The organism is Cryobacterium sp. AP23, from assembly GCF_054075385.1.
In genome coordinates this window covers 1622653-1648308 of sequence record NZ_CM133415.1, presented here as the reverse complement: position 1 = coordinate 1648308, position 25656 = coordinate 1622653, and the positions used below count along the sequence as shown (strand labels likewise).

Sequence of the window (25656 nt, the reverse complement as noted above, 5' to 3'; positions counted from 1 at the left end):
CCGATGACTAACCCCGAGCAGTACCTCCAGGCCTACGACGACCAGCTGCGCACCGACGCGGAGACCCCCAGCGCGACCAGCGTGACGCGGCTCGGGCCGCTGCGGCTCGTGACCTTCGCCGGCCGGCGCGGCTTCGTCACCTACCGCGACCTCGACGGAGCCGACGAGCACACGATCGGACAGCTGGTCGCGGGCGCCCTGGCGTTTTTCCGTGCCGACCCGGAGATCGCCCACGTGGAGTGGAAGAGCCGCGGGCACGACCACGCCCCCGGGCTGCACGCGGCGCTGCTGGCGAACGGGTTCGCACCCGACGACGCCGAATCGATCATGATCGGGCCGCTCGAAGCGCTGTGCGCCGACGTCGCCACCCCGGCCGGGGTCATCGTGCGCCGGGTCACCGCCGAAGCCGAGGTGCGTGCGATGAGCGCAACCGTTGACGAGGCGTTCGGCGACCCGGTCGACACCCGCATGGCCGACGCCCTGCTCGCCCGCCTCGCCCGCGGTGACGGCATGGAACTCTGGGCCGCGGAGGCGGACGGTCGTTTTGTCTGCGGCGGCCGGCTCGAACCGGTGCCCGGCACCGAGTTCGTCGGCATCTGGGGTGGCGCCACCCTCGAGGCGTACCGGGGCCGGGGGATCTACCGCGCCGTGACGGCCGCCCGCGCCCGCTCCGCGCTCGCCCAGGGGAAGACGCTCGTGCACAGCGACTCCACCGAGTACTCCCGCCCCATCCTGGAGCGGGCCGGCCTCGTGAAGGTGTCGACGACGACGCCGTACAACTGGAGTCGATGACCCAGCACGGCCGCCGCGAACCTGTGGATCACCCGGTCGTCGGGCGCCTACCCGCTGTTGTCGGGCCGCGTGGATAGGCTAGTCAAATGGACACTAGAACACTGGGCAGAACCGGCCGCACCGTCTCCGTCATCGGACTGGGCACCTGGCAGCTGGGCGCGGACTGGGGCGACGTCAGCGAAGCCGACGCCACCAACGTGCTCGCCGCATCCGTCGACGCCGGCGTCACCTTCTTCGACACCGCGGACGTCTATGGCGACGGCCGCAGCGAGCAAATCATCGGGCACTTCCTCGAGCACGACGCCCCGGGCGTCGACATCACCGTGGCCACCAAGATGGGCCGCCGCGTCGACCAGCTGCCCGAGAACTACGTTCTCGACAACTTCCGGGCCTGGACCGAGCGCTCCCGCCGGAACCTGGGCACCGAGACCCTCGACCTGGTGCAGCTGCACTGCCCGCCGAGCGCCGTGATCGACTCCGGCGAGGTCTACGACGCCCTCGACACCCTGGTGGACGACGGTGTGATCGCCAACTACGGCGTGAGCGTGGAGACCTGCGATCAGGCCCTCGCGGCCATCGCCCGGCCCGGCATCGCCACGGTGCAGATCATCCTCAACGCGTTCCGGCTCAAGCCGCTCGACGAGGTCGTACCGGCCGCGCGAGCCGCCGGGGTGGGGATCATCGCCCGGGTGCCGCTGGCCAGCGGTCTGCTCACCGGCAAGTACACCCGTGAGACGGTCTTCGCCGAGAACGACCACCGTAACTACAACCGCGACGGCAGCTCGTTCGACGTGGGCGAGACGTTCTCCGGTGTGGACTTCGAGACCGGCCTGGCCGCCGCCGCGGAATTCGCCGCGCTGGTGCCGGAGGGTCTCAGCCCGGCGCAGGCCGCGCTGGCCTGGGTCGCGCAGATCGACGGCGTCAGCTCCGTGATCCCGGGTGCACGGTCGGTGAAGCAGGCGCTGGGCAACGCCTCCGCCGGCGCCCTGCCGCAGCTGCCCGACGAGTTCATGGTCGGTGTGCAGTCGATCTACGATCGCCTCCTGCGCGAGGACATCCACCCGCGCTGGTAAGCCTCTCCGTGTGCGGGCTCAGTCGAGGTCGTCGGGGTCCTTGCCGGTGCGCTCACCCGCGTCGAGCGCGGAGACCGCGGCGACGTCGGCAGCCGTCAGGGTGAAGTCGAAGACGTCGAGGTTCTCCCGGATGCGCGCGGGGGTGACCGACTTGGGGATCACAACGTTGCCCACCTGCAGGTGCCAGCGCAGCACCACCTGCGCCGCCGACTTGTCGTAGCGGGCGCCGATGGCGTCCAGGGTGGGGTCGCCGATCGCCCGTCCGCGGGCCAACGGCGACCACGCCTCGGTGAGGATGCCGTGGGCCGCGTTGTACGCGCGCACCTCGGTCTGCACCAGCCACGGATGCAGCTCCACCTGGTTGACCGCCGGAACGATGTCGGTCTCGGCCAGCAACCGGTCGAGGTGATGGGTGTGGAAGTTCGACACCCCGATCGACCGGGCCCGGCCGTCGGCCCGCAGGGCCTCGAGGGCGCGATAGGTGTCGACATAGCGGTCCTGCCGCGGTGCCGGCCAGTGGATCAGGTACAGGTCGACGTAGTCCAGGCCGAGCTTGGTCAGGCTCTCGTCGAACGCGCGCAAGGTTGCGTCGTAGCCGTGCCGGTCGTTCCAGACCTTGGTGGTGACGAAGACCTCCTCGCGGGGCAGGCCGACCCGGGCAAGGCCCCTGCCGACGCCGCGCTCGTTGGCGTACAGCGCGGCGGTGTCGACATGCCGATAGCCGGCCTCCAACGCGAACTGGACGGTGTCCGCGGCGAGGGCATCCGGAACCTTGTACACGCCCAGCCCCAGCTGCGGGATGCGGTGGCCGTCGTTGAGTTCCAGGGTGTGATTCATGCCACTCATTAAACCAAGTCGAGGGGTCAGCGCGCGGCGTCGGAGAGCTCGGTGAGCATCGACAGCCCGAGCCGGTCGACCGACCGTGCGGTCGCGGAGACGACCGCGACACCCGTGCCCGCGGCGCGGTCGATCCCGATCCACGAGCGGAACCCGCCCGTGCCGCCGTTGTGCCAGACCACCTGCCGGCCACGCCGATCGAGCGTGATCCAGGCCGCCCCGATGCGCACCGCCGGGCCCGCCAGCGGCGCGACCGGGTCGAGCGCGGCGATGCCCGGCGCCGACCCGTCGAGCAGGGCGAGGGCGAATCGGCCCAGGTCGCCGATCGACGCGCGGATGCCGCCGGCGGGCGCGAGGGCCTCACCCGTCCATGGTTGCTGCGGTCGGCCGAGCCGGCTGGTGCCGAGGAGCGCACCGGGGCGCAGGTCGCCGGCGGAGTGTGGGGCATAAACGCTGGGCAGCTCGAGTGGCCGGGCGAGCCTGGCCGCCAGCAGCTCGCCGTAACCGGTGCCCGCCGCGGCGGCGACCGCGTGGCCGAGCAATTCGAAACCGAGGTTGGAATAGGCGGGGCGCGGCTTGCCGAGCTTCACCTGCGCCACCTGTTCGAGCAGCTGCGGCAGGTCTTCCCCGTACGGGTTCGCGCCGTGCAGCCACATCTCGCGCATCGTGCGGAGCGTCACGGTGCCCGGTGCGAGCTGGGGCAGCCCGGACGAGTGGGTGCTCACATCCCGCAGGGTCAAGGATGCCGCCGCGCTCGGCCCCAGGGGCAGGAAGTCGCCGAGCGTCGACTCTGCTCCGATCTCGCCCCGTTCGAGCGCGTCGACATAGAGCAGGCCGGTGAAGCCCTTCGAGATCGAGCCGATTTCGAAGTCAGCGTCCGGGTCGGCGCCGAGGGCCGCCGTGGCGACCTGGCCCGACGTCACCGTCGCCGCGGCGATCACGCGATGGCGTCTGCCCGCTCGCTCGTGCAGGCGGGCGGCGAGCGTGGTGGCGCTGGTGTCGGCAGTCATGGGCCAACCGTAGCCATGAGGCCCCCGGTTCGAAAGGGACAGCCCGGGCCGGGGGTTGGTTCGCGGGCTATTCTCGGTGACGTACCCCCGCGCTCCACTTCCGCACGAGGAGTCCAAATGAGCACCGACCGAGCGTCCCTGCAGGGTAAGACTGCACTCGTGACCGGGGTGTCGCGGCGGAAGGGCATCGGCTATGCGGTGGCGTGCCGGCTGGCCGAGCAGGGCGCCAACGTCTTCGTGCAACATTTCGCGCCGCACGACGCCGAGCAACCCTGGGGCGGCGACGACCTCGAGGCGGTGCCGTCGGGCATCCGCTCGGCGCTGATCGACGACGCCGGGTTCGGTGACCTGAGCGCCGACCTGACCGAGCCGGATGCCGCGGCCGACACCATGCGCGCCGCGACCGAGCTGACCGGTCGGGTCGACATCCTGGTGGCCAACCACGCCCGCAGCGGCGGCGACGGCACCATCTTCGACCTGACCGCCGACATGCTCGACGGCCACTGGCAGGTCAACGCCCGGTCCACCCTGCTGCTCACCCGCGCCTTCGCGGAGCAGTTCGGCGATGCGGCCCGGCGGGTGGAGGAAGCGCCGACCGACATCCCCCTGCCGCCGGCGGGGGCGATCGGAGTGCTCCCCGCCGCCATCGACGAGTTCGCCACCGGGCGGGTGATCTGGCTGACCTCCGGGCAGATGCGCGGGCCGATGCCCGGGGAGGTCGCGTACGCGGCCAGCAAGGCGGTGCTGGCCGGTCTCACCCCCACGGTCGCCGGTGAGCTGCTCACCCACGGGATCATTCTCAACACCGTCAATCCGGGCCCGGTGGACACCGGCTACCTGGACCCGCACAGCACGGACCGGCCCCTGGCGGGGATGCTGGAGTACCTGCGTACCATTCCGTTCGGCCGGTTCGGCGACCCGACGGACCCTGCCCGGCTGATCGGCTGGCTCTGCAGCACGGACGCCCGCTGGCTGGTGGGCCAGGTGCTGACCAGCGACGGCGGGTTCGCGCTGGCAGGTTAGGGGTTCGCGTTCTCGCGGGTCAGGAGACCTGGATGCTGATGGGCTCGGTGTCGGGGATCGGGCTGACGTCGCGGCCGCGCAGGTCGGGGTGCCAGCGGCGGCCGAGCGCGGGGATGATCGTGCCCAGCGCGGCGAAGCCGGCGGCGACGTAGATCGCCGCGGCGGCGCCGGAATGGTCGATCGCGAAGCCGGCCAGTGCCGAGCCGAGCGCGGCGCCGATGAGCTGCCCGGTGCCGATCCAGCCGTAGGCCTCGGCGGTGTCACTGAACTTGACGCTCGCCGAGACGATGCCGAACAGCACCGCGAACGACGGGGCGATGCCGATGCCGGCGAGCAGCAGCGCTCCGGAGAGCCACCAGAAGTTCAGCCAGACGGCGGCGATGGCCAGGCCGATCGTGACGATGAGCATCCGGCTGGCCAGCGCCCACGGGCCGATCGGCAGGTGACCGAGCGCGAGCCCGCCGATGAGGGAGCCCACCGCGAAGATGCCCAGCACCCAGCCGGCGTTGGAGCTGCCGTGACCGAACACTGCCACCACCCCGGCCTCGACGGCGGAGCAGGCGGCGACGAGCATGAAGCCCACGACGGTGCTCAGCAGCACGGCAGGTTTCTTGAGCACCACGCCGAGTTTGCGGCGGCTGCGGGGGATGCGCACCCGGCCGACCTCGGGCAGCGCCACGAACCAGACGCCGCCGGCGACGAGGAAGAACGCGGCGAGCAGGATGCCCGCGGTGCTGCTGACCTGGATGGCGACGAAGGTCGCGATGACCGGTCCGAGCACCCAGATGATCTCCTGCGCGGAGGCGTCCAGGGAGAACAACGGCGCCAGCTGGCGGGAGTTGACGACCTTGGGGTAGATGGTGCGCACGGCCGGCTGGATGGGCGGCATCGACAGGCCGGCGACGAAACCGACGATCATCAGGCCCACGATCGGCAGCGGCACCAGGGCCATCACGATGATCGCCGCGGTGCAGACCACCATGGTCGCGATGAGCACCGGGCGCATGCCAAGCCGGCCCATCAGCCGGGAGGTGAGCGGGCCGGCGATGGCCTGGCCGATGCTCATGGCGCCGAGCACGAGGCCGGCGGCGCCGTACGAATCGAAGATGCCCTCGATGTGGATCAGGAACGCGAGCGAGAGCATCCCGAACGGGAATCGGGCGGTGAGCTGGGCTCCGATGAGTCGGGCGACGCCCGGGGTTTTCAGAAGGGTCCAGTAGCTGCTCACAACCGTCCAGTCTACGGCCGGGGCGACTCCCGCCGCACTGCCGGGCTACCCGTCCGGGCGCTAACGTGAACGGATGCGCACACTGATCTCGGCGGCCGATCTGGCCGCCCTCCTCGTCGCCGGCCCCGCACCGCGCCTCCTCGATGTGCGGTGGAAGCTCGGCGGCCCTCCCGGCCGCGCCGAGTTCCGCCTCGGCCACCTGCCCGGGGCCGTGTACGTGGACCTGGACACCGAGCTCGCCGGGCACGGCGTCGCTGCCGACGGCCGGCATCCGCTGCCCACCCCGGCCGACCTGCAGGCCGCCGCCCGCGGCTGGGGCCTGAACGACGGCGACACCGTGGTGGTCTACGACGACCTGGGCAACATGTCGGCCGCCCGCGCCTGGTGGTTGCTCCGGAACGCCGGAGTGCGCGACGTGCGCCTGCTCGACGGCGGCCTGGCCGCGTGGCGCGCCGAGGGCCTGCCCGTGGTGACGGGGGAGGAGCCCGTGCGGCCCGGCACCGTGACGCTGACGCCCGGCTCCCTGCCGGCCCTCGACGCGGATGCCGCGGCCGCGGTGGCGCGGGACGGCGTGCTGCTCGACGCCCGGGCCGCCGAACGCTACCGCGGCGACACCGAACCGATCGACCCGCGTGCCGGCCACATCCCCGGCGCGATCAGCGCCCCCACCGGCGGCAACCTCGCCGCCGACGGCCGCTTCCTGACCGCGGCCGAGCTGCGCGCCCGGTTCGAGGCGCTTGGCGTGCGGGCGGGCGCACGCGGTGTGGCCGGGTCGGCCGTGCCGAACGCCGGCCCGGATGCCGGAGCGGATGTCGCTGGGCCCGGTTTCGACGTCGGTGTGTACTGCGGCTCTGGTGTCACGGCCGCGCACGAAGCCGTGGCGCTCACCCTGGCCGGGTTCACCCCGGCGCTCTACCCCGGCTCCTGGTCGCAATGGTCCAACCTGCCCGACCGGCCGGTCGCCACCGGCGACGAGCCCGGCACCCCGGCCTGACCCCGGCCCCGGCGGTCGCGCGTCGTCGGCGCATAGGCACCCTCGCTGCACCTCCTGTGGCCCGCCGCGCCTGCTATAGCGGGCGCGGCGCGCCATACGGGGCGCAGTGAACCCCCGCGGGGGCGAGGGGGCGAGTGAGCAGGGAACCCATGCGGGCGAAGGGCGGGCGCGGGCGGGGCGGCTAGTCGATCTCGACCGCGGTGCCGGACACCACGATGCCGCCGCTGACGGGCACGTCCACGAGCAGCAGGCTCGGCCGGCCGACGTGCCGGCCCTGGCGGATGACCACCCGAGCCGGCGGCGCCACCAACCCGAGTTCCCGCAGGTACCCGCCCACCGAGGCCGCGGCCGACCCGGTGGCCGGGTCCTCGCTCATCGTGCCGATCGGGAACAGGTTGCGCGCCTCGAACTCGTTCGGGCCCCGCACCACGAGGGTGGTGACGGTGCCCGCCCAGCCCTCGGCATCCATCAGCGCGCGCATCGCCGCCGGGTCGAAGGTGAAGGCGTCGAACTCGGCGAGGCCGGCGAACACCAGCACCGGATGCCAGTTGCCGGCGAAGGCCAGCCGGGGCGGGTAGTCGGGGTGCAGCGCCGCGGCGGGAACCCCGAGCAGGCCGAGCAGGGTGCTGAGAACCCCGGGCGCGATGGCCCGCAGCTGCGGCTGGACGCTGGTGAACGAGGCCGTGATGCCGGACTCCCCGCGGCGGGTCTCGATCGTGATCGGGCCGACGTTGGTCTCGAAGGTGAGCGCGCCCGCACCGGCCCGGCCGGCCACCGCTACCGCGGTGGCGACGGTGGCGTGCCCGCAGAACGGCACCTCGGCGATGGGGGAGAAGTATCGCAGCCGGCTGTGCCGCGGCTCCCCGTCGATCTCCGGTTCGACGACGAACGCCGTCTCCGCGTAGCCGACCCGGGCGGCGATGGCTCGCATCGCGGCGTCGTCGAGGCCGCTCGCGTCGAGCACGACGCCGGCGGGGTTGCCCCCGGGGTTGCCCGCGGCGGAGGCCTCGGCGTGGTCGGGGTCGGTGAAGGCGGCGTAGCGCAGCACGGTCACGGTCATGCGTCCATGCTGGCAGAGGTAGCTCGCGCATCCGACAGGCCAATTCGGGGGTCGTGGACGCTTATCAACCCAGACTGGCCCGGATTTGCTAGTGCGGAGGGGCATCCGACTAGCGAAAGTGGGCCAGTCACGGGGTGGGGTGCCCGCGATGCTCTCGCTGACCTGGGGCATCGACGACTACGTCGACCCGCTCTCCACGGCAACGCTGGCGGCCGATGCCGCGAAGTAGACGCGGCCGGGAGCGGGGGCTGCCGGGAGCACGATAACCTTGAGTTGCGTCCGTTTCGATTGATCCCGAAGCCGATTTCGGCCGAGCCGCACCCCAGCGCAGGGGTGTTCAGGCTCGCTCCAGTCGTACCATCCACGGACCGCTCAGTCGACTCGATCCCTTGTGGCCTCGAGACCCATGAAAAGGTTGTGCCATGCGCGCTAGATACGTGTTCCCCGCCCTCGCTGCCGTTACGGCGCTGATGCTCACCGGATGCGTCGACAACTCGACTCCGGCGGAGTCAGGTTCGCCCGAAGGCAGCGCCGCTGCGATCACGAAAGACGACGCGGCAGCAGCGCTGGTCCCGGCGGAGGTCGCCGATCGTGGCACCCTCATCATCGGCACCGAACCGACCTATGCGCCGAACGAGTTCAAGAACGAGGCCGGAGACCCGATCGGCTGGGACATCGAACTCGCCAGCGGCCTCGCCGCCAAGCTCGGCCTGACGCCGACGTTCCAGGTCGCAAAGTTCGACAACATCATCCCGAGCGTGGCCGGCGGCAAGGCCGACATCGGGGCGTCCTCGTTCACCTACACTCCGGAGCGCGCTGAGCAGGTCGACTTCGTCAACTACTACAACGCCGGCATCCAGTGGGCGTCGGCGACGGGCACCGACGTCGACCCCGACAACGCCTGTGGCCTGAAGGTGGCGGTGCAGGCCGCCACCTACGAGGACACCGATGATGTGCCCGCCAAGAGCGAGGCCTGCGTGGCCGCCGGCAAGCCGCCGATCGATAAGTTGAAGTTCGACACCCAGGCCGACGTGGCCAACGCCGTTGTGCTCGGCCAGGCCGACGCGCTCAGCGCCGACTCCCCGGTCACGCTGTACGCGATCGACCAGACCGGCGACAAGTTGCAGCCGGCCGGCGACACGTTCGATGAGGCCCCGTACGGCATGGTCGTCGCCAGCGGTTCCGAGCTCACCACCGCCGTGCAGGCCGCCCTGCAGTCGATGGTGGATGACGGCAGCTACGAGGCCATCCTCGATTCCTGGGGTGTCACAGACGGTGGCGTGGACGAGATCACGATCAACACGGCCGCGAACGGCTGACCCCGCCAGCCGGGCCAGAGGGCGGGACGGAACCGCTGGAGTGCCGCCGTCGCGGAACACGGTAACCTTGGCGGGCGTCGGTCGGGCTGTTCCCGAACCGATATCGCAGGCCCATTCCCCCAGCGCAGGGGTGTATTAGGCTCACTGCAGTCGTACCGTTCCCTGCAATTCGGTCGAACCGAACCCTCGACGCCCTACGAAGAAGGTTGTGCCATGCGCGCTAGATACGTACTCCCCGCCCTCGCCGCCACAGCGGCCCTGTTGCTCACCGGCTGTGTCGACAACTCGACACCCGCCACGGGTGGCTCTGAAACCTCGGCGCCCGCCATCGAGCAGGATGACGCGGCCACCGCCTTGGTGCCCGCCGAGGTCGCCGACACCGGCACCCTGGTCATCGGCACCGACCCCACCTACGCGCCCAACGAGTTCAAGAACGAAGCCGGCGACCCGATCGGCTGGGGCATCGAGATCGCCAACGGGATTGCCGCCAAGCTCGGCCTCGAGCCGAAGTTCCAGGTCGCGAAGTTCGACAACATCATCCCCAGCGTCACCGGCGGCAAGGCCGACATCGGCGAGTCCTCCTTCACCGACACCGTCGAGCGCGAGCAGCAGGTCGACTTCGTCAACTACTACACCGCCGGCATCCAGTGGGCCTCGGCCAAGGGCAAGGACGTCGACCCCGACAACGCCTGCGGCCTCAAGGTCGCCGTGCAGGCCACCACCTACGAGGACACCGACGAGGTTCCCGCCAAGAGCGACGCCTGCGTCGCCGCCGGCAAGCCCCCGATCGAGAAGCTGAAGTTCGACACCCAGGATGCCGCGACCAACGCCGTCGTGCTCGGCCAGGCCGACGCGCTCAGCGCCGACTCCCCGGTCACCCTGTACGCGATCGACCAGACCGGCGACAAGCTGCAGCTGGCCGGCGAGACCTTCGACGTGGCTCCGTACGGCATCGTCGTCGCCAAGGGCTCCGAGCTCACCGCGGCCGTGCAGGCCGCGCTCCAGTCCATGGTCGATGACGGCAGCTACCAGGCCATCCTCGACGAGTGGGGCGTCGCCGACGGCGGCATCGACGAGATCACGATCAACGCAGCCGCGAACGGTTAGACCATGAGCGCCACGAACGTAAGCGGCACAGCGGCGGGCTCGACCCCGCCGCTGGGCGAGACGGGCGCGTCGGAGCCGATCAAGGCCATCCGGTTGCGGCACCCGTGGCGGATGGTGTTCGCGGTCCTGCTGATCCTGGTCTTCGCCTTCTTCGTCATCGACGCGGCCTTCCGCCCGGCCTACGACTGGCCGTCGGTGGGCAAGTACCTCTTCGACCGGCGCATCTCCATGGCCGCGGTGGTCACCATCGAACTGACCGTGTTCTCCATGGTCATCGCGATCGTCCTCGGCGTGATCCTGGCCGTGATGCGGCTCTCACCCAACCCGGTGGTGAAGAGCGTCGCCTGGTTCTACCTCTGGATCTTCCGCGGTACCCCGGTGTACGTGCAGCTGACCATCTGGGGCCTGATCTCGCTGATCTACACCAGCATCGACATCGGCCTGCCGTTCATGACCCCGTGGATCTCGTTCAGCACCAACGCCGCCCTGAACACCTTCACCCTGGCCGTGATCGGCCTGGCGCTGAACGAGGCCGCGTATATGGCCGAGATTGTGCGCGCCGGCCTGCTGTCGGTCGACAAGGGCCAGGAAGAGGCCTCGATCGCGCTCGGCATGAGCTGGTCGCAGACGATGACCCGGGTCATCCTGCCGCAGTCGATGCGGGTGATCATCCCGCCGACCGGCAACGAGGTGATCTCGATGCTGAAAACCACCTCCCTGGTCACCGCCGTGCCGTTCAGTCTCGAGCTGTTCACCCGGTCCCGGGACATCTCCGCGGAGACCTTCAACCCGATCCCGCTCCTGATCGTGGCGTCGATCTGGTACCTGTTCTTCACCTCGATCCTGATGGTGGGGCAGTACTTCCTCGAGAAGCGCTTCTCCCGCGGCGTGGGCGACCGGCAGGCGAACAAGTCGGATGCGGGTAACGCGGCCGCGCTCACCGGGGCACTGCCCGTGGTCGGAGCGGGGCAGCCGACCGTGGTGTTGCCGCCGAAGCCAGACCAGCCGGGCACGCCCGGAACCGGAGGAGCACGATGAGCGGCACAAGCGTGACCGGCGCCACATCCGTCGAGCCCCCGATGGTGCTCGCGGAACAGGTGACCAAGAGCTTCGGCTCGAACGAGGTGCTCAAGGGCATCAGCCTCGAGGTCAAGCGCGGCGAGGTGATGTGCCTGGTCGGGCCCTCCGGCTCCGGCAAGTCCACGTTCCTGCGCTGCATCAACCACCTCGAGGTGCTCTCGGCCGGCCGGCTGAGCGTGGACGGTGAGCTGATCGGCTACCGCGAGGCCAACGGCAAGCTCTACGAGATGGCGCCGAAGGAAGCCGCGAAGCAGCGCCGCGACATCGGCATGGTGTTCCAGCGGTTCAACCTGTTCCCGCACATGACGGCCCTCCAGAACGTGATGGAGGCCCCGCTGCGGGTGAAGGGACTGCCCAAGTCGAAAGTTGAGTCGACCGCACGCGACCTGCTCGCCCGGGTGGGCCTGGCCGACCGGGCCGACTATTACCCGGCGCACCTCTCCGGTGGTCAGCAGCAGCGGGTCGCGATCGCCCGGGCGCTGGCAATGGAGCCCAAGCTGATGCTCTTCGACGAGCCCACCAGCGCGCTCGACCCCGAACTCGTCGGCGAGGTGCTCGACGTGATGAAGGGCCTGGCCAAGGAGGGCATGACCATGATCGTGGTCACCCACGAGATGGGCTTCGCCCGCGAGGTCGCCGACTCCCTGGTCTTCATGGACGCCGGCGTGGTGGTCGAGTCGGGTCTTCCCTCGGAGGTCCTGGCCAACCCGCAGCACCAGCGCACCCAGGCCTTCCTCTCCAAGGTGCTCTAACCCCCGGGACCGAACCATCTCGCTGATCGAGCTTGTCGAGATCCCGTGAGCCGACCCACGAACGTGGGCAAGGTCACCGGGTCTCGACAAGCTCGACCAACGATGGGTAGCGATATCGACTGAGGGTTAGAACGCCCAGGGGCCGAAGCGGGTGATGGCCACGACGAGAGCCAGGACGCCGAGGATCACGCTGGGCATGGTCTCCTTCGCGCCATCGCCGGCACGCACGTGCCAGACGACCGCGCCGATCATGATCACGGTGAGTGCGGCCGCGGCGATCGGCACCAGAATCGGGGCGATGCCGGTGATCGCGGGCAGGATGAGGCCCAGGCCGCCGAGCAGCTCGGCGAGGCCGACCAGCTTGACGCCGGCATCCGAATAGTCGTTGGTCCAGGCCATGCCGTTGGCAGCGAGCTTGGCGCGGGGCTGGGCGACCTTCATCAGGCCGGCGCCGATGAAGGCAACGGCGATGAGGCCGGTGATGATCCAGATGGCGATGTTCATGGGGACTCCTGTTGTGGTCACGGCCCCTGAGGACGCCGCACGCCGTTGATTGCGACGGAAGTAGTTGCCGCGTCAAATAATCTAGAGTGAACTACTTTCTGTGTCAAGTAAATCTCGCTAGAGTGGGCAGATGGACGAACCGAACTGGCTCACCGCCGATGAGCTGGATGCCTGGAAGGCCCTGGCGGGTGTGCTGTTCCTCCTGCCCGCCGCGCTCGACTCACAGCTGCAACGCGACTCCGACCTGACCATGGCGGACTACATGGTGCTGGTGATGCTGTCGGAGCGGGAGGATCACTGCATGCGGATGAGCGAGCTCGCGGCATCCGCCAACACGTCACAGTCGCGGCTGTCACGCATCGTGGCCCGTCTCGAGGCGTCGGGCTACGCCACCCGCCAGATGGCGCCGGATGACCGCCGAGCCGTGTTGACCACCCTGACCGAGGCCGGCATGGCCAAGCTGGTCGCCGCAGCGCCCGGGCACGTCGCCCAGGTTCGCCGCCTGGTCTTCGACCACCTCACCCCCGCCCAGGTGACCTCCCTCAACGAGGTCGCCCGCGCCCTCACCGACCCCGACGACCCCGCGATCTGTGAGGCCTCTTAACGTCCAGTCCCGGGGTCTCGACAAGCTCGACCGGCGTTCGGTCGCGGGGTCTCGACAGACTCGACCGGCCAGGCGACGTCAGGAGGCCAGGACCTTCTGGATGCGTTGGAGCGAGACGCTCTCCGCCGCGCGCAGTTCCTGGGCGAAGAGGCTGATGCGCAGCTCCTCGATCATCCAGCGGGCGCGCACCAGGTTCGGCGCGGCATCCGCCGCAAGCGGGATGCGGCCACCGGCGTCGGTGAACCTGGCGGTGGCGGACTGCACCTCGTTCATCCAGACCCGGTCGCGGTTGGGGTTGTCGAGAAGCTTCTCGATGCGCGCGCTGATGCCGCCGAGGTAGCGCGGCACGTGCCGCAGCTGGGCGAGCCCGGTGGCGCTGACGAAACCGGGGTAGACCAGCCCGTTCAGCTGCTCGCGGGCATCCGTGAGCGCCGCCAGCAGGGCCATGCTCGTGGAGCCCTTGAGCGCCTTGTCGGCGGCCCGGGAGGCGGTGAGCACCCGAGCGACGAGCCCGACGGTCTCGAACATCGAGTCCATCACCACGCCGGAGACCCGGTCGCGGATGCTGTCGAACTCGGCCTTCATGAACACCAGGCCGTCCGGGCGCACCCGGTAGAGCACGTCGTCCACGGCCGCGGCGAGGCAATCGTCGAACAGAGCCTGGGTGGACCGGTACGGGCTCGTGGCCAGGGAGAGCTTCTCGCCGCCCTTGAGGTGCTGCTGCACGTAGGCCACCGGGGACGCGGTCGCGAGTAACAGCAACCGGCGCACTCCGCCGGGCAGGGTGCGGGCCTGCTCCTCCGCGGTGCTCATCATACGGATGCTCACCGACGTGCCGTCGTCGATCAGGGTGGGGTAGCCGCGGATGGTGTTGTCGCCCTGCTTGGTGTCGATGAACCGGGGCAGCTCGACGAAGTCCCAGGTGGTGAGGCCGGGGCGCTCGATCGCGTTCTTCGGGGTGGCGGCGGAGGCCTTGGCGACGGACTCGCGCACCTTGTTGCCCAGCCGGCGTTGCAGCTCGCCGAGGTCCTTGCCGGAGGCGACGCTCTTGCCGCGTTCGTCGACGACCCGGAAGGTCATGCGCAGGTGCGCGGGGACCCGGGAGAGGTCGAAGTCGCGCACCGTGACCGGCACGTAGGTGAGGCGCTGGATGAGGGCGGCGAGGGTTTCGGCGAAGGACGGGTCGGTCGGCTCGGCGCCGGCGCCGGTGGCGGCACCGCTCGTGGGACCCACCACACCGGGAGCGGGCGGCAGCTCGGCGAGCAGGCGCACCGCCCAGTCGGCGGCGGGCACGACGTTGCGGCGGATGGCCTTGGGCAGTGACTTGATCAGCGAGGTGACGAGGTCGGCGCGGAGGCCCGGCACCTGCCAGTCGAAACCGGTGGGGGAGACCCGCGCCAGCAGAGCGAGGGGCACCTGCACGGTCACGCCGTCGTCCTCGGCGCCGGGCTCGAACCGGTAGCTGAGCGCGAAGCGCTGGTCGCGCTGCTGCCAGGACGGCGGGAACAGGGACTCGTCGATCTCCGGCGCATCCTCGGGCACGAGCGCCTCGGCGGTCATCGTGAGCAGGTCGGGCGTCTGGGCGCGGGCAACGCGCCACCAGGTCTCGAAGGTGCGGGTGCTGTGCACCTCGGCGGGGATGCGCCGGTGGTAGAACTCGAAGACGGCCTCGTCGTCGAAGAGGATGTCCCGGCGCCGGGTGCGCTCCTCGAGCTCGGCGAGCTCCTTGCGGAGCGCCGTGTTGGCCCGGTCGAACGCGGTGACCCGCTGGTCGACCCGGTCGAGGTCCCACTCGCCGTCGACGAGGGCGTGGCGGATGAACAGCTCACGCGCGTAGGCCGGGTCCACCCGGGAGAACTGCACCCGGCGGCGCGGCACGATCGGCACCCCGTACAGGGTGACCCGTTCGTAGGCGACCACGGCGCCCTGCTTCTTCTCCCAGTGCGGCTCGGAATACGACCGCTTGCAGAGGTCGCCGGCGAGCTGCTCGGCCCAGGCCGGGTCGACGACGGCGTTCATCCGGGCGAACAGCCGGCTGGTCTCCACCAGCTCGGCGCTCATCACGGCGTTGGGCTGCTTCTTGGCCAGCGCGGAGCCGGGGAACAACACGAACCGCTGCTGCCGGGCGCCGATGTAGTCCTTCTTGGCCACATCCTTGAGGCCGATGTGCGAGAGCAGGCCGGAGAGCATCGACCGGTGGATGCCGTCGGGATTCACGGCCGGGTCGCCGATATGCAGGCCGAGCGGCTTGGCCAGCTGACGGAGCTGCTTGTAGACGTCCTGCCACTCGCGCACCCGCAGGTAGTTGAGGTACTCGTTCTTGCACAGCCGGCGGAACGCGCTCGAGCCGAGCTCCTTCTGCTGCGTCTCGAGGTAGTTCCAGAGGTTGAGCAGCGAGAGGAAGTCGCTGGTGGGGTCGGCGAACCGGGCGTGCTTCTCGTCCGCGGACCCGCGGCGCTCCAGCGGCCGCTCGCGCACGTCCTGGATGGTGAGCCCGGCGACGATGGCCATCACCTCCCGGCTGGTGCCCTGCACCTTGGACTCGATCACCATCCGGCCGAACCGGGGGTCGATGGGCAGCTGGGCGAGCTGCTGGCCCACCCGGGTGAGGCTGTGCGTGCCGGCCGTGACGGCCATCCGCCCGCTGCCGCGAGGACCGCGACCGCCGCGCCCGCGACCGCCACCGCCGGACCGACCGCCGTCGCGCCCGCCGCCGGCCTGGCTCGGGTCCTCGGTGGGGGTGCCGGTGGGCGCCACGACGGCCTTGACCGCACCGAGCTCGGTGAGCAGGTCGAGGCCGTCCTTGATGTTGCGGGAGTCCGGCGGGGTGAGGAACGGGAACTGGGCGATGTCGCCGAGGCCAAGCGAGATCATCTGCAGGATCACCGCGGCCAGGTTGGTGCGCAGGATCTCCGGTTCGGTGTACTCGGGCCGGCGGGTGAAGTCCTCTTCGCTGTACAGGCGGATGGCGATGCCGTCGCTGGTGCGGCCGCTTCGGCCGGAGCGCTGGTTGGCGGACGCCTGCGCGATGGCCTCGATCGGCAGCCGCTGCACCTTGGAACGCACGCTGTACCGGCTGATCCTTGCGGTGCCGGCGTCGATGACGTAGCGGATGCCCGGCACGGTGAGGCTGGTCTCGGCCACGTTGGTGGCCAGCACGATGCGGCGGCGCACCCCCGCCACGGTGGAGGGCTGGAACACCTTGTGCTGGTCGGCGGAGGAGAGCCGGCCGTAGAGCGGCAGCACCTCGGTGGGGCTGGTCCGGTCGCCGCCGGCGAACTTGCCCTGCAGGGCGTCCGCGGCGTCGCGGATCTCGGTCTCGCCGGAGAGGAAGACCAGCACGTCGCCGTTGGACTCCCGCTCGAGCTCGTCGAGTGCGGCGGAGATGCCCTCGATGTAGTCGCGGTCCACGCTGGGCGCGGCATCCGAGATCTCGTCGTCGTCGTCGATCGCGGCCTCGGCCACGAGCGGGCGGTAGCGGATCTCGACGGGATAGGTGCGGCCGGAGACCTCGATGATGGGCGCCGGGGTGCCGTCGGCCGCGGCGAAGTGCTTGGCGAAGCTGGCCGGGTCGATGGTGGCGCTGGTGATGATGAGCTTGAGCTCGGGGCGCTGGGGGAGCAGCTGCTGCAGGTAGCCGAGCAGGAAGTCGATGTTGAGGCTGCGCTCGTGGGCCTCGTCGATGATGATCGTGTCGTACTTCCGCAGCATCCGGTCGCGGTGGATCTCGTTGAGCAGGATGCCGTCGGTCATCAGCTTGATGCGGGTGTCGGCGCCGACGCGGTCGGTGAAGCGCACCTGGTAGCCGACGAGTTCGCCGACCTCCTGGCCGAGTTCCTCGGCGATGCGCTCGGCGATGGTCCGCGCGGCGAGCCGGCGCGGCTGGGTGTGGCCGATCGATTCCCGGCCGAGCTCCAGGCAGATCTTGGGCAGCTGGGTGGTCTTGCCCGAGCCGGTCGATCCGGCGACGATCACGACCTGGTTGTCGCGGATGGCGCGCGCGATGTCGTCGCGGCGCTGGCTGATCGGCAACTCGGGCGGGAAGGTGATTTTCACGGGAATCATTAGCCCTCCATGTTATTGCTTCCCGGCGCCACCCCATTTCGGGCCGAATCGTTGTGGCGCAAAGTACTTTGTGTTACAAAGTAGACATGAACGACAACGCGACGGATGCCGACCAGCCGCTGGGCGACCCGCGGGCCACCCTCGCCCTGCTCGAGGCGCAGCAACGGCAGGTCCTGAACGCCCAGCAGCAGCCGGTGATCTGGATGTACCTCATCTGGGGCATCACCTGGTTCGTCGGTTTCCTGGCCCTCTGGTCGGGCGACGCCGACGGCAACCCCTGGTTCACCATCCCGGCGTTTGTGGCCACGCCGGTGTTCATCGTGATGCTGGTGGTCTCGATCGTGGCGTCGGCGGTGCTCGGCATCCGCATCAATCGCGGCGTGCGCGGCGCCTCGGTGTTCTCCGGCGCGGTCTACGGGCTCTCCTGGACGGCCTGCGGCACCGCCTTCGCCGTCCTCGGCACCGGCCTGATCAGCCAGGGCCTCTCGCCGGAGCTCGCCAACCTGTACTTCCCGGCCGCTTACGCGCTGATGTGCGGCACCATCTACCTCGGCGGCGCAGCGCTCTGGCGCGACGTCTCCCAGTTGGTGCTCGGCCTGGTGCTGCTCGCGGTCGGGTCGGCGTCCGCCTTCGCCGGGTCACCCGGCAACGACCTCGTGCTCGCCCTCGGCGTTGGCGGGGCCTTCCTGGTGGCCGCCGCGACCCTCACGGTGCGGCGCCGGGCGGGGAGCTGACGATGGACGAACTCGACCCGGTGATCCACGCATCCGCCCGGCTCAAGATCACGGCCACGTTGGCCACGCTGCCGGTGGGCGACCAGATCGCCTTTCCCCGCCTGCAGGAACTGCTCGGCATGACCGCCGGCAACCTGTCCACGCATCTGCGCAAGCTCGAAGACGCCGGTTACGTCGACGTCGTGAAGTCGCACCAGGGCCGCACCCCGGCCACGTACCTCGCGCTGTCCCGCTCGGGCCGGCGCGCCTTCGAGGACTACCTGGAAGCCCTCCGTGCACTGTTGGGAGAATCCGCATGACCGTTCTGGCCCGGCTCGATCAGGTCACCCGTCGTTTCGGCGAGGTGCTCGCCGTCGACGACGTCACCCTCGACATCCACTCCGGCAGCATCCTGGGCCTGCTCGGGCCCAATGGGGCGGGCAAGTCCACCGTGCTCACCATGTTGCAGGGGCTGCGGAAGCCGAGCTCGGGCACCGTCTCCCTGTTCGGCGGGTCGCCCGGCGACTACCGGATGCGCCAGAAGCTCGGCGGCACCCCGCAGGAGACCGCGCTGCCGCCGACCCTGCGGGTGGGAGAGGTGATCGACTTCGTCGGCCGGCACTTCGAGGAGCCGCTGACGACCGCGGCGGTGGCCGAGGAGTTCGGCCTTACGGACCTGCTCAGGCGGCAAACCGGGGCGCTCTCCGGCGGGCAGAAGCGCCGGCTCAGCGTGGCGCTCGCGTTCGTGGGCCAGCCGCGGCTGGTGCTGCTGGACGAACCCACCACCGGGCTCGACGTGGATGCCCGCCGCACCCTGTGGGATGCCGTGCGCCGGCAGCATGACTGCGGCGCCACCGTGGTGGTGACCAGCCACTACCTCGAGGAGATCGAGGCGCTCGCCGAACGCGTGGTGGTGATGAGCCACGGGCGGGTGATCGCCGACGACACCGTCGCGGCCGTGATCAACCAGGTCTCCCTGCGGCAGGTGCGGATGGTGACCGACCAGCCCGACCGGGTCAGCGGGTTGCCCGGCGTGGTGGGCCGCGACCTCGGCGACGACGGCAGCACCACCTTCTATGCCAACGACAGCGACCGTTTGATCGTGGAACTGGTGCGGTCCGGTATCCCCTTCGACGATCTCACCGTGCGCGGCGCCACCCTCGAGGAGGCGTTCCTCACCCTCACCGGGGCGACGGATGCGCCCGGTTCCGCAACCCTCCCCGCCCAGAAGGAGATGAACCGATGAGCACTCTCACCCCCACACCGGCCGGCGCCGCTCCGGCCGCGCCCGGCCGCAGCCGGGTTCTCGGCGGGCGCACGGGCATCCTCGCCCTCACGTTCGTGCACGCGCGGATCATCCTCGTCGAGACATTCCGCATCCCGGCCGCCCTGATCGGGTCGCTGGTGTTTCCCGGGCTGTCGCTGCTGTTCTTCGTGGTGCCGCAGCGCACCGTCGCCGACAACCCGGAGTTCGCCACCCAGGCCGTGATCGCGCTGAGCGTGTTCGCGCTGATGTCGAACTCGCTGTTCAGCTTCGGCCTGAATATCTCGGCCAACCGGGAACAGCCGTGGGACCCGTACTTGCGCACCCTGCCGGTGCCGGGCATCTCCCGCGTGCTCGGCCAGATCTTCTCCACCGGGCTGATGGGCCTGGTGTCGATCCTGCCGGTGATCGCGATCGGTGCGTTGTTCACGGCGGCGGAGGCATCCGTGCGGGGCCTTCTCGCGGGGATCGTGGCGCTGGGCATCTCGGCCCTGCCGTTCATGTTCATCGGCATCTCGATCGGCTACTCGATGTCGTCCAAGGCCGCGATCGCGGTGGTGCAGATCGTGATGTTCGGCCTCGCGTTCGCGGGCGGCCTGTTCCTGCCGCCGTACCTCTTCGCGGACTGGCTCGACACCCTGTCGAAGTTCCTGCCGTCGCGGCAGGCTCGGGAGTTCGTGATTTGGGCCGTGCAGGGCGGCGAGCTCGAGCCCTGGGTCTGGATCGGCATCCTGGTCTGGACCGCGGCGACATTCGCCCTGGCCCTGCTGCTCTTCCGACGCGACGAGGGCCGCCGCTACCGCTGACCCGCTGCCCCACGCGGCGCGCGATTCATGACTGGCCCACTTTCGCTAGTGCCGGGCCCTGCCCGACTAGCAAAAGTGGGCCAGTCATGTGGGGAGCGCCGATTACGCTGTCGGCACGCGTGACGTGCGCCGGGCGGGACCAGTCCCTAGGCTCGGGGGATGACAAAATCTGTACCCACCCTCACTCTGAACGACGGCCACACCATCCCGCAGCTCGGCTTCGGGGTCTTCAAGGTGGAGCCGACCGAGACCACCCGCATCGTCTCCGACGCGCTCGACGTGGGCTACCGCCACATCGACACCGCCGCGATCTACGGCAACGAGGAGGGCGTCGGCCAGGCGCTGGCCACCTCCGGCATCGACCGTTCCGAACTGTTCATCACCACAAAGCTGTGGAATGACAACCAGGGCACCCAGTCGGCGCTGGACGCGTTCGACGAGAGCCTGGAGAAGCTCGGCCTGGACTACGTCGACCTCTACCTGATCCACTGGCCGACGCCCGCCAAGGACACCTACGTGGAGAGCTGGAAGACACTCGCGAAGATCCGCGAGTCCGGCCGCGCCCGCTCCATCGGGGTCTCGAACTTCCTGGTGCCGCACCTGGAGCGGGTCATCAGCGAGACCGACGTCGTGCCCGCGGTCAACCAGATCGAACTGCACCCGGCCGGCCAGCAGGCCGAAGTCGCGGCGTTCTCCCGCCAGCACGGCATCCAGGTCGAGGCCTGGGGCCCGCTCGGCCAGGGCAAGTACCCGCTGCTCGAGGAGACGGTGGTGACCGCCGCGGCCGAGGCGCACGACAAGACGCCGGCGCAGGTGATCATCCGCTGGCACCTGCAGTCCGGCAACATCGTCTTCCCCAAGTCGAACCGCCGCGAGCGCATGGCCGAGAACTTCGACGTCTTCGACTTCGAGCTCAGCAACACCGAGCTCGCCACCATCACGGCCCTCGAGCGCGGCGGCCGGGTGGGCTCGCACCCCAACGAGGTCAACTAGCCCGCAGCCGGGCCGCTCAGTTGCCGCAAACGGTCCCTTCCGCACGCTCGAAGGGGCCGTTTGCCGTATCTCGGCGGATGCGGTGGGCGGCGGGCCCGCGCGCGTCTTACGCCGTGTGTCGGCGGGAGTGGCGGCATCCGGCAAGCGGCCTTAGCGTCGGAACATGTCGTACACCCTGAATGTCGTCGCCGTCTCCGGCAGCCTGCACGCGCCCTCGAAAACGACCGCCCTGGTGCGGGCGATCCTGGACGCCCTCGAGCGCGAACTGTCGATCTCCGTGCACCTGATCGAGCTCAGCCAGGTGGGCCGCGAATTCAGTGGCGCGCTCCGCCGCGACGAACTCTCACCCGCGGCCGAGGCCGACCTTGTGCGCATCGAGGGTGCCGACCTGCTCATCGTGGCGTCCCCGGTCTACCGGGCCTCGTTCACCGGCCTGTTCAAGCACGTCTTCGACTTCGTCGAGCAGTACTCGCTCGTGGACAAGCCGGTGCTGCTGGCAGCGACCGGCGGCAGCGACCGGCACGCTCTCATCCTCGAGCACCAGTTCCGGCCGCTGTTCAGCTTCTTCCAGGCGCTCACCCTGCCGCTCGGCGTGTACGCCAAGGACAGCGACTTCACCAACTACCAGGTGACCAACGTCGACCTCAGCGACCGCATCGACCAGGCCATCCGCCGCGGCTTGCCGCTCGTGCGCGCCAGCCTGCCGGCCAACCTGTCCGCCGACTCCGCCGCCATCGTCTGGTGACACCCGCGGAATAGAGTGCGGCCCGCACGCCTTACATTGGGACGTGCACGGATGCGAACCATCCGGGAGAGAAGTAACTTGTGTCCCTGATCGACTGGCTTTTCGACGCCCAGCTGCAGATCGGTACCCAGACCATCCTCTGGCGGGAGATCATCGGCAACGTCTTCGGCATCGCCAGCGCCGTCGGTGGCATGCGCCGCAAGCTCTGGGCCTGGCCCGTCGGCATCATCGGCAACGCCCTGCTCTTCACGGTGTTCCTCGGCGCCGTGTTCGGCACCCCCAACCCCGTCAACCTGCTCGGCCAGGCCGGCCGGCAGATCATGTTCATCGTCGTGTCGATCTACGGCTGGGTGCAGTGGTCCCGCAGCCGCTCGAGCGGCCACGTCGCCGTGGCCCCGCACTGGGCCGGAACCCGGGCCCGGATCGGCCTCGGCGTCGGCCTCGTCGCCGGCACGCTCATCCTCACCCCGATCTTCCGCGCCCTCGGCTCCTTCGAACCGGTCTGGGCCGATGCCTGGATCTTCACCGGTTCGCTGCTGGCCACCTACGGGATGGCGCGCGGCTGGACCGAGTTCTGGCTGATCTGGGTGGCCGTTGACATCGTCGGCGTTCCGCTGCTGATCAGCGCCGGCTACTATGCCTCGGCCGTGCTGTACCTCTTCTATGGCGCGTTCACCATCACCGGGTTCGTGATCTGGACCCGGGTGCAACGCCGCCGCCAGGCGCTGCTCGAGCACGCCCCGGCCTAGCCTTCGGCGCTAGCGGTGGGTGAGCCGGTACCGGCCGAGGGCCACCAGCCCGAGCACGGGAGCGGCGAGCATGATCATCGACACCAGCGGGCCGAATGACGCGAACGCGATGGTGAGGGCCGCGGTGGCGCCGCCCAGGGCCACCACGACGGCGAGGAATCCCTGCCGTCCAGTGCGGGCGTAGGCCGCGGCGGCCAGCCCGAGCGGCAGCAGGCGCAGCCACAGGTCGAGCCCGGAGTACGGCAGCGGGCCGCCGAGGAACGAGACCAGTGCCGCAACGACGTACAACACCAGCCACACCCAGAACAGCCAGGGACTCGGCGGGGCCACCGGCTCGTACGGCACGTCCGCCGCCCAGATCGGGCCCGCCCACGACTCCTCTGCTGCGGGCCGACCACGGGAGGCGCGCGGTGCCGCGGATCCGCCCGGCGTGGCCGTCGGCCCGGCCGGGTCGGGAGTGGGGGAGCGGTGCCGCCGTTCGTCATCCGCTTCGCGCAGCACGGAGCGCGCGAGGGTGAACCGGTCGAACCGGGCGGCCGCGGCGGCCAGTTCGGAGGGCGTCGCCGACGCCATCCGGTCGGGATGCGACCGCTGCGCCTGGTACCGGAAGGCCCGTTCGACCTGCTCGAGTTCGGCGTCGACCGCCACTTCGAGGAGGGCCGCCGCTTCGGCGGGGGTCATCGTGCGTTCGGTCATGGGCAGGGCCCGTTCACGAGGTCACATCACTGTGGGTCACTCTGCCTCCGGCTGCAGGTGGTGGGGCCGGCCGGCCGTGTCCTGTCACGGCGCTGCCGGCTGCGCCCGGTTGACTATCAAGTCTCACAGCCACCCTCCACCACGGCAAGCCTTCGGCCGATGCCGCGGCCGCAAATCCCAGGACGACCAGCCGGAACGGAGGCTCTCGCGGCACAATGGGACGCATGACGAATCGCCTCGCCGATGCCATCAGCCCCTACCTGCGCTCACACGCCGAGAACCCGGTCGACTGGCAACCCTGGAGCGAGGCCGCGTTCGCCGAGGCCCGGGACCGGGACGTTCCCGTGCTCGTGTCGATCGGCTACTCCACCTGCCACTGGTGCCACGTGATGGCCAGGGAGAGCTTCAGCGATCCGGCGATCGCCGACTACCTGAACCAGAACTTTGTCAGCATCAAGGTAGACCGCGAAGAACACCCCGACGTCGACGCCAGCTACCTCACCGCCGCCGGCGCGTTCACCGAGAACCTCGGCTGGCCGCTGAACGTGTTCGTCACCCCGGCCGGCCGGCCGTTCTACGCCGGCACCTACTCCCCGCCCGCGCCGATGCCGGGGCATCCGGCGTTTCGCCAGGTGCTCGACGCGGTGACGGATGCGTGGACCAGCCGCCGCGATGCCGTGGAAGAAAGCGCCGCGGGACTGGCCGAGGCGCTGGCCCAACCCGCCCCCGACCCGGCGGCCCGGCGCCTGCCCGACCAGGCCCAGCTCGCCGACATCGTCGCCACCCTGGCGACCGCCGAAGACCCGGTCTACGGCGGCTTCGGCGGCGCGCCGAAGTTCCCGGCCTCGCCGGCGCTCGCCCTGCTACTGGATCGAGCCGACGGACGTGACCTCGCCCTGCGCACCCTCAAGCGGATGGGCGCGTCACCGTTGCGCGACCCCGTCGAGGGCGGTTTCTTCCGCTACGCCGTGAACCGGGACTGGAGCGACCCGCACTACGAGCGGATGCTCTACGACAACGCCCAGCTGCTCGAGCTGTACACCACGGCCTGGATGCTCACCGGGGAACGGTGGGCTCGGATCGTGGCCGAGGGGCTGGTGCGGTTCCTCGGCCTGGTGCTGGCGCTGCCCGCCGGCGGCTTCGCCAGCGCCCAGGACTCGGAGAGCACCGTAGACGGCGCCCGGGTCGAGGGCGGCTACTACGCCCTCGACGAGGACGCCCGCAAGGCCCAGGTTCCGCCGGCCCTCGACGCCAAGGTGCTCACCGGCTGGAACGGGCTGGCGATCGGGGCGCTCGCCACCGCCGGGCTCGCGTTCGCCGACGTCACCGCGCTGGGCCTCGCTCGCCGAGCCGCCGATCAGCTGCTCGAGGCCCACCGGCGCGATGACGGCGCGCTGGTGCGCGCATCCATCGACGGGCGGCTCTCCTCCGCCGTGGCCACGCTCGAGGACTACGGCATGTTCGCCGGCGGGCTGCTCGACCTCGCCGCCGCCACCGGGGAGGTGCGGTACGCGGAGGCGGCCCGGGACCTCGTCGACCGCACGCTGCCTCCCGCCGACCCGGCCGACCCGGCTGTGCCGCCGGCCGACCCGGCTGTGCCCACTGCCGGCACGACCTTCACCGCACCGGAAGGGGCCGACCCGGTCCTCACCGGCCAGCGCCTCGACCTGGCCACCGACCCGTCCGAGGGCGCCTACCCGTCGGGCCTCTCCGCCATCGCGGCGGCGGCCTGGCGGCTGCACCAGCTCGGCGCCGGCGACCGGTACCGCGAGACCGCGACGGCCGGCATGGTGCGCCTGGTGGGAGCCGGCAGCCCCAACCCGCTCGCGTTCGGAGCCGCGCTGCGGCTCACCAACGCCCTCACCTCTCCCAACGAGCAGCTCGTCGTGGTGACCCCGGACCCCGGGGCCGCCCAGGCGCCCGGCCCGGCGGCTGATAATGCGGCCGACGGCGAGTCTGCAGCGGCACGCGCATCTGCAGCAGCCGACTCGCGTGCCCTCGTGGACGCGGCTCGCCGCCGCACCGGCCTGGTCGCCGTGGTCACCGAGCAGCAGGGGGCAGCGTTCGCCGAGGCCGGCTTCGAGCTCTTCGCCGAACGCCGCACCCGTGACGGCCTCCCCACCGCCTACCTCTGCCGCGACTTCGTCTGCCGCCTGCCCACCACGGACGCCGCCGCCCTCGCCTAGCTCCGCCCCGCCCCGCCGCGCCCCACCAACTGGACCCCGTGCGGACAAATGGTCCC

24 protein-coding genes are annotated in these 25656 nt (G+C 70.4%); 17 read left to right on the top strand and 7 right to left on the bottom strand.

The features are described from left to right. Positions 1-3 precede the first annotated feature (3 nt). Positions 4-792 (top strand): GNAT family N-acetyltransferase, encoded by a 789-nt coding sequence (locus ACU5E9_RS07805; protein ID WP_456813053.1) that lies wholly within the window; start codon positions 4-6, stop codon positions 790-792. A gap of 86 nt (positions 793-878) precedes the next feature. Then, a complete protein-coding gene (locus ACU5E9_RS07800) occupies positions 879-1865 on the top strand; it encodes an aldo/keto reductase (RefSeq protein ID WP_456813052.1) in 987 nt (328 codons plus the stop codon). 18 nt (positions 1866-1883) lie between these two features. On the opposite strand, the gene ACU5E9_RS07795 is transcribed toward ACU5E9_RS07800, so the two are convergent. Continuing rightward, on the bottom strand, positions 1884-2702 hold the full coding sequence (locus tag ACU5E9_RS07795; RefSeq protein ID WP_456813051.1) for an aldo/keto reductase: 819 nt from the start codon (positions 2700-2702) through the stop codon (positions 1884-1886). Positions 2703-2728: 26 nt separating this feature from the next. Next, a complete protein-coding gene (locus tag ACU5E9_RS07790) occupies positions 2729-3712 on the bottom strand; it encodes a serine hydrolase domain-containing protein (protein WP_456813050.1) in 984 nt (327 codons plus the stop codon). A gap of 117 nt (positions 3713-3829) precedes the next feature. Between ACU5E9_RS07790 and ACU5E9_RS07785 the strand changes: the two genes are divergently transcribed. After that, positions 3830-4735 (top strand): SDR family oxidoreductase, encoded by a 906-nt coding sequence (locus tag ACU5E9_RS07785; RefSeq protein WP_456813049.1) that lies wholly within the window; start codon positions 3830-3832, stop codon positions 4733-4735. 19 nt (positions 4736-4754) lie between these two features. Here ACU5E9_RS07785 and ACU5E9_RS07780 read toward each other — a convergent pair whose 3' ends face one another. Continuing rightward, on the bottom strand, positions 4755-5963 hold the full coding sequence (locus tag ACU5E9_RS07780; RefSeq protein WP_456813048.1) for an MFS transporter: 1209 nt from the start codon (positions 5961-5963) through the stop codon (positions 4755-4757). Between the two features lie 73 nt (positions 5964-6036). Here ACU5E9_RS07780 and ACU5E9_RS07775 point away from each other — a divergent pair, with 73 nt between their 5' ends. After that, complete coding sequence (locus tag ACU5E9_RS07775; protein WP_456813047.1) at positions 6037-6957, top strand: sulfurtransferase; 921 nt, start codon at positions 6037-6039, stop codon at positions 6955-6957. A gap of 181 nt (positions 6958-7138) precedes the next feature. Here the strand turns inward: ACU5E9_RS07775 and ACU5E9_RS07770 are convergent, their stop codons facing one another. After that, a complete protein-coding gene (locus tag ACU5E9_RS07770) occupies positions 7139-8017 on the bottom strand; it encodes a PhzF family phenazine biosynthesis protein (RefSeq protein WP_456813046.1) in 879 nt (292 codons plus the stop codon). A 422-nt stretch (positions 8018-8439) separates the two neighbouring features. Here ACU5E9_RS07770 and ACU5E9_RS07765 point away from each other — a divergent pair, with 422 nt between their 5' ends. From ACU5E9_RS07765 to ACU5E9_RS07750, 4 genes are all read left to right on the top strand, one after another. Then, on the top strand, positions 8440-9336 hold the full coding sequence (locus ACU5E9_RS07765) for an ABC transporter substrate-binding protein (RefSeq protein ID WP_456813045.1): 897 nt from the start codon (positions 8440-8442) through the stop codon (positions 9334-9336). Between the two features lie 213 nt (positions 9337-9549). Further along, entirely contained in the window at positions 9550-10443 is an 894-nt protein-coding gene (locus ACU5E9_RS07760; RefSeq protein ID WP_456813044.1) for an ABC transporter substrate-binding protein, read from the top strand. Between the two features lie 3 nt (positions 10444-10446). After that, complete coding sequence (locus ACU5E9_RS07755) at positions 10447-11481, top strand: amino acid ABC transporter permease (RefSeq protein WP_456813043.1); 1035 nt, start codon at positions 10447-10449, stop codon at positions 11479-11481. Then, entirely contained in the window at positions 11478-12275 is a 798-nt protein-coding gene (locus ACU5E9_RS07750; protein WP_456813042.1) for an amino acid ABC transporter ATP-binding protein, read from the top strand. Before ACU5E9_RS07755 ends, ACU5E9_RS07750 begins: the two co-directional genes overlap by 4 nt. A 126-nt stretch (positions 12276-12401) precedes the next feature. Here the strand turns inward: ACU5E9_RS07750 and ACU5E9_RS07745 are convergent, their stop codons facing one another. Further along, complete coding sequence (locus ACU5E9_RS07745; protein WP_456813041.1) at positions 12402-12779, bottom strand: DoxX family protein; 378 nt, start codon at positions 12777-12779, stop codon at positions 12402-12404. Between the two features lie 130 nt (positions 12780-12909). On the opposite strand from ACU5E9_RS07745, the gene ACU5E9_RS07740 reads away from it, so the two are divergent. Then, the gene (locus tag ACU5E9_RS07740) at positions 12910-13383 is read left to right on the top strand and encodes a MarR family winged helix-turn-helix transcriptional regulator (protein WP_456813040.1); all 474 of its coding nucleotides are present in this window, start codon (positions 12910-12912) and stop codon (positions 13381-13383) included. 78 nt (positions 13384-13461) lie between these two features. Here ACU5E9_RS07740 and hrpA read toward each other — a convergent pair whose 3' ends face one another. After that, the gene (gene hrpA / locus ACU5E9_RS07735) at positions 13462-17448 is read right to left on the bottom strand and encodes an ATP-dependent RNA helicase HrpA (RefSeq protein WP_456813039.1); all 3987 of its coding nucleotides are present in this window, start codon (positions 17446-17448) and stop codon (positions 13462-13464) included. A gap of 86 nt (positions 17449-17534) precedes the next feature. Here hrpA and ACU5E9_RS07730 point away from each other — a divergent pair, with 86 nt between their 5' ends. The 7 genes from ACU5E9_RS07730 to pnuC all read left to right on the top strand — a co-directional run bounded on the left by ACU5E9_RS07730 (position 17535) and on the right by pnuC (position 22718). After that, positions 17535-18182 (top strand): hypothetical protein, encoded by a 648-nt coding sequence (locus ACU5E9_RS07730; protein WP_456813038.1) that lies wholly within the window; start codon positions 17535-17537, stop codon positions 18180-18182. A 2-nt stretch (positions 18183-18184) separates the two neighbouring features. Beyond that, positions 18185-18481 (top strand): transcriptional regulator, encoded by a 297-nt coding sequence (locus ACU5E9_RS07725; RefSeq protein WP_265401172.1) that lies wholly within the window; start codon positions 18185-18187, stop codon positions 18479-18481. Further along, positions 18478-19407: an ABC transporter ATP-binding protein gene (locus ACU5E9_RS07720; protein WP_456813037.1), complete on the top strand. Its 930-nt coding sequence runs from the start codon at positions 18478-18480 to the stop codon at positions 19405-19407. Before ACU5E9_RS07725 ends, ACU5E9_RS07720 begins: the two co-directional genes overlap by 4 nt. Further along, a complete protein-coding gene (locus tag ACU5E9_RS07715; RefSeq protein WP_456813036.1) occupies positions 19404-20231 on the top strand; it encodes an ABC transporter permease in 828 nt (275 codons plus the stop codon). The genes ACU5E9_RS07720 and ACU5E9_RS07715 overlap by 4 nt, the downstream gene beginning before the upstream one ends. Before the next feature lie 159 nt (positions 20232-20390). After that, entirely contained in the window at positions 20391-21224 is an 834-nt protein-coding gene (locus tag ACU5E9_RS07710) for an aldo/keto reductase (RefSeq protein ID WP_456813035.1), read from the top strand. A 163-nt stretch (positions 21225-21387) separates the two neighbouring features. After that, positions 21388-21969 (top strand): FMN reductase, encoded by a 582-nt coding sequence (msuE, locus tag ACU5E9_RS07705; RefSeq protein WP_456813034.1) that lies wholly within the window; start codon positions 21388-21390, stop codon positions 21967-21969. Positions 21970-22049: 80 nt separating this feature from the next. Continuing rightward, on the top strand, positions 22050-22718 hold the full coding sequence (pnuC, locus tag ACU5E9_RS07700) for a nicotinamide riboside transporter PnuC (protein WP_456813033.1): 669 nt from the start codon (positions 22050-22052) through the stop codon (positions 22716-22718). Positions 22719-22727: 9 nt separating this feature from the next. On the opposite strand, the gene ACU5E9_RS07695 is transcribed toward pnuC, so the two are convergent. Beyond that, positions 22728-23414, bottom strand: a complete 687-nt coding sequence (locus ACU5E9_RS07695) for a hypothetical protein (RefSeq protein WP_456813032.1) — start codon at positions 23412-23414, stop codon at positions 22728-22730. Positions 23415-23638: 224 nt separating this feature from the next. Between ACU5E9_RS07695 and ACU5E9_RS07690 the strand changes: the two genes are divergently transcribed. Continuing rightward, a complete protein-coding gene (locus tag ACU5E9_RS07690) occupies positions 23639-25600 on the top strand; it encodes a thioredoxin domain-containing protein (RefSeq protein ID WP_456813031.1) in 1962 nt (653 codons plus the stop codon). Positions 25601-25656: the final 56 nt, after the last annotated feature.